Raw genomic sequence first — 13156 nt, forward strand, 5'->3', positions numbered from 1 at the left:
TGCGTTATTAAAATATGCTATTACTAACATTAGCCCCACCTACTATTATGTTATTCATTGTCACAAACTAGTTGTTATCTAAGGATATAGTCCTATTATCCTGTACTGGGTAGTTCGCTAGGGTGTACAGGCTGATGTGTTAGGGTGTACAGGATAACCGACTACCCTGTACACCCTGGTGAAAGTGAGTAAGGAGCTTTTGGTTAGTTGGCAATAGGCTTAGAACTAAAACCTTACTGATTTATCTTTAGTATATTACTTTTCATCTTTTCCCATTGTTACTGTCGACGATTGGTTATTATAGAAAAATGTTTTGTGTTTTTTGTATTCATAGCCTTCATGTGTGGCATAATTGATTGCTGGTTAGTTTGTTATGTGTGAAGGCGGCCGGGTTTGTGCCTTCATCGGATGAAGGCGAATACATTGTGCCTTCATATGTAACTGTCGGTCTATTAATTACATACGCCTGATATGAAGGCATGAAGGCTAAAAGTTGATAATAATATTTCAGCAGATAATAAGATGTTGAAGACTTCGAAACCGGACAAGAGATATACCATAGTCTTTGTAGAACTCATGCCCTTCATGGTTTTAACCTGAGTTCGATTGCCGTCGGTTTCAACCGACGGTCAAGATATTGGGGTATTATTGGCTTTAGCCACATTTCTTATTGCAGTCTATTATGTTAAAATTCTTATTTGGTAACGTTAATGCTGTATTTTTAAGCACAATTTAAATAATATTACTATATTTGTCCCCGTGAAATACGTGAGTTCTACAAAAACTATGGTATTAATGTTAAACTGCCGGGCTAATTTATGTATACCAGGTATTTCAGTTTCAGTATGGAAGGTTCACAGTGTCAATGAGTTTCACTAGTACTCTTGAGCTCCCCACTTAAGCCTTCCGAAGTAGTTAAAAGTGTCTAATTGTTTAATTCTAATTTTAGCTTATGTTGACAAACTCGAAACTGGTTAAAGCATTAGTTCTTGCAACTGTATTTGGTACAGCCGGGACTATCAATGCATCAGTGATCCCCACCTCAGCAGGTGCTATGATCGCACAGCAGAATGGAAAAGTTACAGGAGTCGTAACAGACGATATGGGTCCTGTAGCTGGTGCTTCTATCTCTATCAAGGGTACTTCTTACGGTACTATTTCGGATATGGATGGTAAATTTACATTGGATGGTCTAAAGAAAGGTTCTGTACTTGTTGTTTCATTTGTCGGTCTGACAACCCAGGAGATTGTCTGGAACGGACAAAGCACTCTGAATGTAAAGTTGGCCAGTGATACGCAAGATTTGGATGAGGTAGTGGTAGTAGCTTACGGTACAACCAAAAAGTCCTCATTTACCGGATCGGCTTCAGTGGTAAAATCCGATCAGCTGGAAAAGATTTCTGCCACTAGCTTCACAGAAGCATTGCAGGGTATGAGTGCCGGTGTAAATGTTTCTAACAACGAAGGTAACCCGGGCGGTGAAACCCGTATCCAGATCCGTGGTATCAGTTCGATGTCAGGTAAGACAACCCCGTTGTATGTGGTGGATGGTATGCCTTATGACGGTAGTATAAACTCTATTTCACCTTCCGATATCGAGTCGATGACGGTTTTGAAGGATGCGGCAGCTTCTTCACTGTACGGATCGCGTGCAGCAAACGGAGTTGTGGTGATTACGACCAAGAAAGGTAAAGCGGGTAAACCGGTTATAAACTTCCGTGGTGCCTGGGGTACTTCCGATAACGCCGTAGCAAATCCTAAAAAGGCAGACCCCTACCAACAGCTAACTAACTTATGGCGTGGTATCTATAATGACAAACATTATGTAGAAGGGCTGGACTCAAAGACTGCGGGCGATTATGCTTCAGCCAACCTGCTCTCGCGTGCCGTCAATCCGCGTGTCAATTCAAAAGGGGAAACAGTATATGTCACTCCGTTTAAATGGACGGGTGATGCTTCCAATTATGTAATGCATGATGGTGCCGGTAATTGTTGGACAAACCCGGATCTGGAAATGGTGTGGGACGAGAGCGATTATGATTGGTATGGTGCCTTGTTCTCACGCAAACTGCGTCAGGATTACGGTATTGATGTCAGTGGTGCTACACAGGATGGCAAAACCAACTACTTCACCTCTTTATCTTATTTGAATGATAAAGGTTATGCTAATAACCAGTACTATAAACGTTATTCATTTCGTGCCAGCGTCACAACTGAACTGACCAAGTGGCTGAATATGGGTGGAAGCCTGGCTTATAGCTATTCACGCCAGAATATCTCCGGTGCGACCCGTGCCACAGTATATACTAATACGCTGAACTCACCGTGGTTGCGTAACGAAGATAACACAGCCTGGTATACTTCCCAAAAGACCGGAAAGCGTATCTATGATTTTGGTGAGAATTCAGCGAACTTCTTCGGTATCCACAGTTTGGCCAACTCCGGTGACTATTGGGATAACCCTAACGATGACGACTTCAATAATAAAGAAGGCGGTATGTTGACAGCCCATTATTTCGCAGGTGTGAATCTTCCCTTCGATATAAAATTCAAGACGAATGTCAACCTGGATGATATTACGGAAACGTATTACCAGTATGGTTCGGCTGTTCACGGACAAGGACAACAACAACCTTATGGCGTTACCGTGCTGACAAATGGTGGTTGGGCTCAACGTGAAAACTACAAAACTCAGTCTGTTACATGGAATAACCTGTTGACGTGGAATAAGTCGTTTGGCGAACATAACCTGGATTTGATGTTAGGACATGAGTTCTACCACTACAACCGGCAATATGATAGGAGCTACGGTGAAGGTATCATGCAGATGGGACAGTTTGAAATGGCTTCTACAACAACCAACTGGGAAGTAGATTCCTATCGTAACCGTTATTCTTTGTTGTCGTTCTTCGGTAAGGCCGATTATAATTATCAGAACAAGTATTATTTGTCAGGCTCTTTCCGTCGTGACGGTTCCTCTCGTTTCAGCAAAGAGAGCCGTTGGGGTAACTTCTTCTCTTTTGGTGCTTCCTGGAGAATTTCTAAGGAAGAATTTATGGAAGGTACAAGCAGTTGGCTGGATAACTTGTCTCTCCGTGGTAGTTATGGTACATCGGGTAACGATAAGCTGTATCCGCGTAATGCAGGTAACGGACAGGCCGGAGATGAAATTCTGTATGCTTATCAGGCTTATTATAAGAAAGAGAATCTGTTTGGATCAGCCGGCTACAAACCGATGACACTGGCTACTCCCAACCTGAAGTGGGAACGTAACGAACAGTATAACATCGCAGTCGATTTCTCCTTCCTGAACCGTTTGAGCGGAACAATCGAATATTATTCACGTAGTTCTAAAGATTTGCTTTATTACCGGGATCTACCGTTGTCAGCCCAGGTGGGAGATGCAGCCGGTTACAATACCAACTTAGGTAATGTCCGTAACAGTGGTTTTGAAATCTCTTTAAGCGCTGCGGCCATCAAGAATAAAGAGTTCCAATGGAATATCGATCTGAATTTCTCTACTTTGGATAATGAAGTAACTTATCTGCCGGGTGGTGCTTATACTTATGCCAACCGTGGTGCTACTTATAAGTTGGAAGAAGGACATTCACTGTATGAATTCTACATGCCGAAGCATGCCGGTGTGAATCCGGAAAACGGTAACCGCCTGTATCTGATCAAAGATGGCAACGGTGGATGGAAGACAACAGAAAATTATTCTGATGTAACCATGAATGATTACCAGTGGTGCGGATCGGCTATACCGACTGCTTTCGGATCGATTACCAATACATTCAATTACAAAGGATTTGACTTCTCATTTATGTTCTATGCTTCATTTGGATCTACTATGTACGATTATACATGGTTGGAACGTACGGCTGGTTTGGACGGTGTAGGTATGATCCAGGATCTGGTGGAAGGAAAACGTTGGGAAAAACCGGGTGATCAGGCCGAGTTCTCCCGTCTGTCCTCTGCAAATGCCAGTCTGAATGTGAAACGTACGGATTTCTTCTTGTTCAACAATGACTTCCTGCGTTTGAGAAATGTAACATTAGGTTATACTATTCCGAAAATGTTGACTCAGAAACTGGGTATTTCGAATGCCCGCGTTTATCTGACTGGCGATAACCTGTGCACATTCGGACCGGCAGCTAAACGTCATAGCGAGCCTGAAACCGGTGTGCTGGGTAATAACTACAATGGTAATACGGAAACCGATAATGGTGTTCAGGGATCGAGAAGAGTTTATATGGCAGGTATTCAGGTAACATTTTAATTAAGTCGAAGTATGAAAAGATTATATAGAACATTCAAATTTACAGCAATTGCTTTATTGGCTATTTCTTTGAGCAATTGTACAGGGGAGTTGACTACCAATTCATCGACGGATGTGGATGAATCAACCATCCTCGCCAGTACGACGGGGTTGAACATGTCATTGACTGGTACTTATAAATATTTATTGTTGGGTGAATCTGGAGCTAGTAGTCAAAATGATGCATGTTATGCCGGTGTTACCGGGCTTTGCATGGGATATGACCTTCTGGGTGCGGATATCTTAAGTACAAAGAATTATGGTGGTTCGGTGGAAGATCACTATCGTTTCAGCGAAGGTCGTACACAGTCAGCCGGTGACTATGCAAAACGTATCTGGACGAATATGTATAAAATCATCAACCAGGTAAATATCATTATCGATGCACTCCCCGAAGCTACAGGTACTGAGGCGGAGAAAGCAGAATTAAAGGGACAGTGCCTGGCTATGCGTGGTATTGCTTATTTCAACTTGCTTCTGAACTATCAGCAGACCTATGCTATTGCCAAAGATAAACGCGGAGTTATTCTTCGCCTTTCTTCCGAAGATCCGGACTCTATGCCTTTCTCAACAGTGGAACAGGGCTATCAACAGGTGGTTAAAGACCTGAAAGAAGCAGAGTCTCTGCTGGCTTCTTTCGACCGTATTGAAGAGTGGCGCCTGAATGCTGAAGTTGCAACAGGTTATCTGGCTCGTGTATATCAGGTGATGGGAGATTGGAATAATGCATTGACGGAAGCAAAGAAGGTGTATGACAACCATTCTTCATTGATGACTAAAGCGGAATGGTGCAGTGGTTTTGATAATTTGATTACAGACGGATGCAAGGAAGTTATCTGGGGTATTAAGTTTACAAACCTGTCTAATATCAGCTCTAATACAGAATTCAACTACTGGTATAACCAGGATCCGAGTTATGGCGAAGGTATGACGGATGGCCCTATTTATAATTTCATCAACTTATTCGTAGACTCCAAATATGTACAATTGTTTGACGAAACAGATTTCCGTGGTAGCAAATGTACGAAAACGGAAGGTGTGACGGATGCCGATGAAAAGCCTGTAATGTTCTGGCACCGTACTGCTAACGGTAATGAAGAAACAAGGGCTAAATGGGCATATAACAAATTCAAATATTATGGTGATGCCAATGGTTCTCCTCAGGGACATTCCTATCCTGAATTCTGCTATATGCGTAGTGCTGAAATGTTGCTGATCATGGCGGAAGCTGAAGCTAACCTGAATAACGTAGGGGCTGCTTTATCTCATCTGAATACTTTGCAGAATGCCCGTGAAGTAGCCAAACCTACTACTGCTACCGGTAAAGATGAACTTCTGGAAGCTATTTATGTAGAGCGCCGTAAAGAATTGTTGGGTGAAGGTGTAACTGGTATGTACGACTTGATGCGTTTGCAGAAACCGCTTTATCGCTATGCTGCAACCAACGAAGATCCGGCAGGCCATTTCTCTTTAGGATTGAATTTCCTGGATAACTATAACCCGACCGACAAAGCTCCTTATGGTTATCTTCCATCCAACGACTACCGCTTCTTGTATCAGATCCCGCAGTTGGAATTCACACAAAATACAGAGATCAGTGAATCGGAACAGAATCCGTTTAAAGGAAACTAACTTGTTGGTAAAATAAGTAAAGTAATAAGGCATGTCTGTAAAGGCATGCCTTTTTTCTTGTAAAGAAGCAATGAACTGAATATCTTTGTAGTATTCAAATCATTAATAACTTAAAATAATACCATGAATAAGATCAACCTTTTCTTTCTCTTTTGTCTGTTGACTACTCTCCCTCTCTTTGCCCAGGAAGACATCAAGATCACCCATGCCCCGTATCTGCAAAACCTGGGTGAGAATGAAGTAACAATCGTCTGGACGGTTAATAAACCATCGGTCGGATGGGTGGAACTGGCACCGGACGACGGAACACATTTCTATCGGACGGAACGCCCCAAAGTGTTTAATGCGAAGAACGGAATAAAGCTGACTTCTACGGTTCATACTGTCCATCTGAAAGGACTGGAACCCGGAACGCGTTACCGTTATCGTGTATATTCGCAGGAAGTGTTGAGCCATGTAGGTTGGAAGGTTATTTATGGGAATGTGGCCGCTACCGATGTGTACGGCCAGAAGCCGCTGGTTTTTAAGACAAGCGACCATGCAATGCAAACGGTGAACTTTGCTATGGTAAACGACATACATGGTAAGAGCGATATGCTGGAGAAACTGGTTTCACATTGTGACCTGAAAGCGACCGACCTGTTTCTGTTCAACGGAGATATGGTATCTATCTTCAATAGCGAGAAAGAGATATTCGACGGATTTATGAGTAAGGCGACAGAACTTTTTGCTTCGGAGCTGCCGATGTATTATACCCGTGGAAACCATGAAACACGCGGATCGTTTGCCACCTCTTTTCAGGATTATTTCTCTCCGGGACAAGAGCATATTTATTATATGTTCCGTCAGGGGCCGGTTTGTTTCGTCATATTGGATAGTGGGGAAGATAAACCGGATACCGATCTCGAATATGCTGGCATAACCGTGTATGATCAGTATCGCACGGAGCAGGCAGAATGGTTGAAGAAGGTGCTGGAAAGTAAGGAATACAAAGAAGCCCCGTTCAAAGTCGTGGTATGCCATATGCCCCCGTTTGGTGGTTGGCATGGAGAATTGGAAGTGGCAGAGAAATTTATCCCGCTGCTAAATAATGCCGATGTGGATGTGATGCTTTGCGGACACTTGCACCGGTATATGAGGAATGAACCGAAAGACGGCGTGAAGTTCCCCGTCATTGTAAATTCCAATAATACGCTGTTGAAAGCCGAAGCCATGAATAATAAGCTGAGCATAAAGATACTCGACCAGGACGGCAAGGAGATGGATAAGCTGATTATAAATAAGTAATAACGTATCTATCCAGTCTTTAAACCTACTTTTGTGTAATGATTTATAGGTTACATTCTGTCTTCGCTTTCATTTTATAAGAAAACAGGTGTAAAAAATATCGTTTTATATTTGGTGGTTTAGAAAAAGGCTGTATCTTTGCAGCGTTAAATAAGAAAAGACAATGAAACAGAACATAGCAAATAGTCTCATTATTTCTCTAAACATTATTCTACTCTGGGAACGGGATAGGAAGTGAGACTGTACGTGCTTTTCTGATGCATGAAGATATAAAAGAGCCTTTCTCACTTCCTTGTGAGAAGGGCTTTTTTTATGGATACAAACAAGAATATAAACAAATTTAAGAGTATAAGATTATGTCAGACAGATTATTTATTTTCGACACCACATTGAGAGATGGTGAACAAGTGCCGGGGTGCCAGTTGAACAGTATTGAAAAGATCCAGGTTGCCAGAGCACTCGAAGAACTGGGAGTGGATGTGATTGAAGCAGGGTTTCCGGTATCCAGCCCGGGTGACTTCAACAGTGTGGTTGAAATATCGAAAGCCGTTACATGGCCTACTATCTGTGCCTTGACCCGCGCTGTCGAGAAAGATATCGATGTGGCAGCCGAAGCGTTGAAGTTCGCGAAACGAGGACGTATCCATACAGGTATAGGTACTTCCGATTACCATATCCGTCATAAATTCAACTCCAATCAGGATGAAATCCTGGAACGTGCTATCGCTGCAACCAAATATGCCAAACGATATGTGGAAGATATTGAATTTTATTGCGAAGATGCCGGACGTACGGACAATGCTTATCTGGCCCGTGTCGTTGAGGCGGTGATCAAAGCCGGTGCAACAGTGGTGAATATCCCGGATACGACCGGATACTGTCTGCCTGACGAATATGGCGCGAAGATCAAATACCTGATGGAGCATGTGGATGGTATTCATAATGCAATCATCTCTACCCACTGTCATAACGACCTGGGTATGGCAACGGCCAATACCGTACAGGGTGTGCTGAACGGTGCCCGCCAGGTGGAAGTTACGATCAATGGTATCGGCGAACGTGCCGGTAATACTTCTCTGGAAGAAGTGGCGATGATTTTCCGTAGCCATAAGGAACGGGAAATTGAAACCAATATCAATACAACCAAGATCTATGGTATCAGCCGCACTGTTTCCAGCTTGATGAACATGCCGGTTCAGCCGAACAAAGCGATCGTCGGACGTAACGCTTTCGCCCATTCTTCAGGTATCCACCAGGACGGTGTATTGAAAAACCGTGAGAGCTACGAGATTATCGACCCGAAAGACGTTGGTATCGACGATAGTGCCATCGTATTGACTGCCCGTAGCGGACGTGCCGCCCTGAAACATCGTTTGAGCGTTTTAGGCGTGGAACTGAGCCAGGAAAAACTGGATAAGGTATATCAGGAATTCCTGAAGCTGGCCGACCGTAAGAAAGATATCAACGACGACGACGTGTTGATGCTGGCCGGAAAAGACCGCACGGCTATGCACCGTATCAAACTGGATTACTTGCAGGTTACATCGGGCGTTGGCTTACAGTCGGTTGCTAGTGTTTGTCTGGATATTGCCGGAGAGAAGTTCCAGGCTGCCGCTGCCGGTAACGGCCCTGTCGATGCTGCCATTAAAGCTGTTAAATCCATTATTCACCGTACGATGACCATCCAGGAGTTCCTCATCCAGGCTATTAATAAAGGTAGCGACGATATGGGTAAGGTACATATGCAGGTGGAATATGACGGAAACAACTACTACGGTTTTGCCGCCAACACCGATATCATCGCTGCTTCCGTTGAAGCCTTCATCGATGCAATCAATAAGTTCGTAAAATAACATAATACATAATTAGCAATGAGTAAGACATTATTTGAAAAGATTTGGGAGAAACATGTGGTGGATACACTGCCCGACGGAACGATCCAGTTTTACATCGACCGTCTGTTCTGCCATGAGGTGACCAGTCCGCAAGCTTTTGCCGGATTGCGTGCCCGTGGCCTGAAACCCTTCCGTCCGGAACAGATCACTTGTATGCCGGATCATAACATTCCGACATTGAACCAGGAAAAACCGATCGAAGATCCGGTATCAAAAAACCAGGTAGATACGTTGGAGCAGAATGCCAAGGATTTCAACCTGACTTATTACGGTCTGCAACATCCGAAGAACGGTATCATCCATGTGGTAGGGCCGGAAACCGGTCTGACTCAGCCGGGTATGACGATCGTTTGCGGTGACTCTCATACTTCTACCCACGGTGCAATGGGCGCAATCGCCTTCGGTATCGGTACCAGCGAGGTAGAAATGACACTGGCTACTCAATGTATTATGCAGCGCAAACCGAAAACGATGCGCATCACCATCGACGGTAAACGTAAGTCGGGCGTAACGGCTAAAGACTTCGCCCTTTATATCATCAGTAAGATGACAACGGGCGGTGCTACCGGTTACTTCGTGGAATATGCCGGTGAAGCTATCCGCAACACCACGATGGAAGAACGCCTTACCATCTGTAACCTTTCTATCGAAATGGGTGCCCGTGGCGGTATGATCGCCCCCGACCAGGTTACTTTCGATTACCTGAAAGACCGTGAGTTCTCTCCCCGTGCCGAAGCCTGGGAAAAGAAGCTGGCTGAATGGCGCGAGTTGTACAGCGATCCCGATGCTAAGTTCGACAAAGAGATCGTCTTCCATGCCGAAGATATCGACCCGATGGTTACCTACGGAACTAATCCGGGAATGGGAATGGGTATCCGCGAAAGCATCCCCGCTATGGAGAGCGTAGACGAAGCAGGACGTATCTCATATAAAAAATCTCTTGACTACATGGGCTTCACAGCCGGCGAACCGATCATGGGTAAGAAGATCGACTATGTTTTCCTGGGAAGTTGTACGAACGGACGTATCGAAGACTTCCGTGCTTTCGCTTCATTGGTGAAAGGAAAGAAGAAGGCCGACGATGTGGTCGTATGGCTGGTTCCGGGAAGCTGGCAAGTTGAACGCCAGATCCGTGCCGAGGGTATCGATCAGGTATTGACGGAAGCTGGTTTTGAATTGCGTCAGCCGGGTTGCTCGGCTTGCCTGGCCATGAACGAAGATAAGGTTCCGGCCGGTAAATATGCCGTGTCTACCTCAAACCGCAACTTCGAAGGTCGCCAGGGACCGGGCGCACGTACTATTCTGGCAGGCCCGCTGGTAGCAGCGGCAGCAGCAGTAACAGGTAAGATTACCGATCCCCGTGAGTTGATGTAATTTGCCTTACCGGGCAAAGGTGTTTTGCCTGATGTAGCAAATAGAAATAGTAAACAAATAAGATAAATCAAATGAAAGAGAAATTCAATATAGTAACATCCACCTGTGTCCCTCTTCCGCTGGAAAATGTAGACACAGACCAGATCATCCCGGCCCGCTTCCTGAAAGCCACCACACGCGAAGGCTTCGGCGATAATCTTTTCCGCGACTGGCGTTATGACAAGGCCGGTAACCCTAATCCCAACTTTGTGCTGAATCAGGATACCTATAAAGGTCAGATCCTGGTAGCCGGAAAGAACTTCGGTAGCGGTTCCAGCCGCGAGCATGCTGCCTGGGCGATCGCCGGATATGGCTTCCGTGTGGTGGTCAGCAGCTTCTTTGCCGATATCTTCAAGAACAATTCGATGAACAACGGCCTTGTTCCGGTTGTTGTTTCTCCTGAGTTTCTGGCAGAGATATTCGCATCCATAGAGGCTGATCCGAAAGCGACGCTGACAATCGACCTGCCTGCGCAAACGATCACCAACAATGCAACAGGCAAAAGCGAATCCTTTGACATCAACGCATATAAGAAAGACTGTCTGGTAAACGGTCTGGACGATATCGATTACCTGCTGGCTAATAAGTCGAAAATAGAATCGTACGAAGCAAACAGAAAGTAAGATGGTAGAAATAATGGATACAACCCTTCGGGACGGGGAACAAACATCTGGTGTCTCTTTTGCGGCTCACGAAAAGCTCAATATCGCGCAAGTGTTGTTGAACGATCTGGGAGTAAACCGCGTGGAGATTGCCTCTGCCCGCGTATCGGACGGAGAGTTCGAAGCCGTGAAGCGCGTGGCGGCCTGGGCCGAACGTACCGGAAATCTGCATAAGCTCGAAGTATTGGGCTTTGTGGATGGCGACGCCTCGCTCAACTGGATCGAATCGGCCGGTTGTCGCGTGGTAAACCTTCTCTGCAAAGGTTCGTATAAACACGTGACTGAACAACTCCGCAAATTGCCTGAACAGCATATTGCAGATATCCGTTCTGTTGTATCGCTGGCTACCGAAAAAGGTATTGAGGTTAATGTTTACCTGGAAGACTGGTCGAACGGGATCAAAAACTCTCCCGATTATGTATTCCAACTGATCGATGCGTTGAAAGACCTGCCGATCCGCCGTTTCATGCTGCCTGATACGCTAGGCATCCTGAATCCGGGCAATACGTACGAGTTCTGTAAGCAGATGCTCGACCGTTATCCCGGCCTGCATTTCGATTTCCATGCCCATAACGATTATGACCTGGCGGTTGCCAATGTCTACTCGGCTGTCAGGGCCGGGGTACATGGTGTGCATACCACGATCAACGGGTTGGGCGAACGGGCAGGGAATGCCCCGCTCAGCAGTGTGATCGCAGTAATCAAAGACCATCTGAATGGTCAGACCAGTGTGCGGGAGGAAAAGATCAATGCAGCCAGCCGGCTGGTCGAAACCTATTCAGGCATCCATATCGCCCCGAACCGTCCGATCATCGGCGAACATGTCTTTACGCAATGTGCCGGGGTGCATGCCGATGGCGACAGCAAGAACAATCTGTATTGCAACGACCTGATCCCCGAACGTTTCGGTCGCGTCCGCGAGTATGCGCTCGGCAAGACGTCCGGTAAAGCGAATATCCGCATGAACCTGGAGTCGCTGGGTATCGATGTGGATGATGAATCCATGCGTAAGATTACCGAGCGCATCATCGAGCTGGGCGACAAGAAAGAAATGGTGACGACCGAAGACCTGCCGTATATCATCAGTGATGTTCTTCACCATGATACAATGACTGATCAACGCATCCGTATATTAAATTATTCCTTATCTTTGGCGCAGGGACTGAGGCCGGTAGCAACCATCAAGATAGAGATCGACGGTGAAGCTTACCAGGAATCGGCTTGCGGCGACGGACAGTACGACGCGTTTGTCCGTGCCCTTCGGAAGATCTATTCCGACCTGGGACGTCCCTTCCCGATGCTGACCAACTATTCCGTTTCCATTCCCCCGGGCGGTCGTACCGATGCCTTTGTGCAGACGATCATCAGCTGGAATTATGCCGGAGTGGATTTCAAAACCCGCGGTCTTGATGCCGACCAGACAGAAGCCGCCATCAAGGCAACGCTGAAGATGCTGAATAAGATTGAACAATAATTATAGGAGGTATTAGTTATGAACAAGAAATTGACCATTGCGCTGGTAGCGCACGACAATCGTAAGGCAGACATGGTAGAATGGGCAGTGCACAATGCAGAGTTCCTTTCCCATCATCACTTGGTATGTACCGGTACAACCGGAGGACTTATACGCAATGCCTTTGACGAGAAAGGCGTTGGCGCTGAAGTAACTTGTATGCATTCCGGGCCGTTGGGCGGGGATGCCGAAATTGCAGCAATGGTAGTACGCAAGGAGGTGGATCTGGCGATCTTCCTGATCGACGACCTGAATCCGCAGCCGCACGAAGCCGACATCCAGATGTTGCTTCGCCAGTGCCGTGTTCATAACGTGCCTATTGCTTGTAACCGTTACAGTGCCGACCTGATGATTACGAGCACCCTGTGGGACGACGACAATTATGTCCCCACCGAGCCCAAATATGTGCTATTTAAAAGAGACTAAAATAACAAAC

General features: G+C 45.7%; 8 protein-coding genes. All 8 read left to right on the forward strand.

Translation table 11 applies throughout. The annotated features are described in order from the left end of the window. Window positions 1-952: 952 nt before the first annotated feature. The 8 genes from HMPREF1212_RS03170 (at window position 953) to HMPREF1212_RS03205 (ending at window position 13146) form a co-directional block, all read left to right on the forward strand. Window positions 953-4279: a SusC/RagA family TonB-linked outer membrane protein gene (locus tag HMPREF1212_RS03170; RefSeq protein ID WP_046148405.1), complete on the forward strand. Its 3327-nt coding sequence runs from the start codon at window positions 953-955 to the stop codon at window positions 4277-4279. A 12-nt stretch (window positions 4280-4291) separates the two neighbouring features. Then, window positions 4292-5950, forward strand: coding sequence for a RagB/SusD family nutrient uptake outer membrane protein (locus HMPREF1212_RS03175; protein ID WP_046148406.1), 1659 nt, complete (start codon window positions 4292-4294; stop codon window positions 5948-5950). 123 nt (window positions 5951-6073) lie between these two features. Then, the gene (locus HMPREF1212_RS03180; RefSeq protein WP_046148407.1) at window positions 6074-7237 is read left to right on the forward strand and encodes a purple acid phosphatase family protein; all 1164 of its coding nucleotides are present in this window, start codon (window positions 6074-6076) and stop codon (window positions 7235-7237) included. A 356-nt stretch (window positions 7238-7593) separates the two neighbouring features. Beyond that, on the forward strand, window positions 7594-9090 hold the full coding sequence (locus HMPREF1212_RS03185; protein WP_028726085.1) for a 2-isopropylmalate synthase: 1497 nt from the start codon (window positions 7594-7596) through the stop codon (window positions 9088-9090). A gap of 18 nt (window positions 9091-9108) precedes the next feature. Then, window positions 9109-10506 carry a 3-isopropylmalate dehydratase large subunit gene (leuC, locus tag HMPREF1212_RS03190; protein ID WP_046148408.1) on the forward strand — a complete coding sequence of 466 codons (1398 nt, stop codon included), beginning with the start codon at window positions 9109-9111 and terminating at the stop codon, window positions 10504-10506. Window positions 10507-10577: 71 nt separating this feature from the next. Beyond that, a complete protein-coding gene (leuD, locus tag HMPREF1212_RS03195) occupies window positions 10578-11168 on the forward strand; it encodes a 3-isopropylmalate dehydratase small subunit (RefSeq protein ID WP_046148409.1) in 591 nt (196 codons plus the stop codon). Between the two features lies 1 nt (window position 11169). Beyond that, a complete protein-coding gene (locus HMPREF1212_RS03200) occupies window positions 11170-12681 on the forward strand; it encodes an alpha-isopropylmalate synthase regulatory domain-containing protein (protein WP_046148410.1) in 1512 nt (503 codons plus the stop codon). An 18-nt stretch (window positions 12682-12699) separates the two neighbouring features. Next, on the forward strand, window positions 12700-13146 hold the full coding sequence (locus tag HMPREF1212_RS03205) for a methylglyoxal synthase (protein ID WP_028726081.1): 447 nt from the start codon (window positions 12700-12702) through the stop codon (window positions 13144-13146). Window positions 13147-13156: the final 10 nt, after the last annotated feature.

This window comes from Parabacteroides sp. HGS0025 (assembly GCF_000969845.1).
Classification (GTDB): domain Bacteria; phylum Bacteroidota; class Bacteroidia; order Bacteroidales; family Tannerellaceae; genus Parabacteroides; species Parabacteroides gordonii.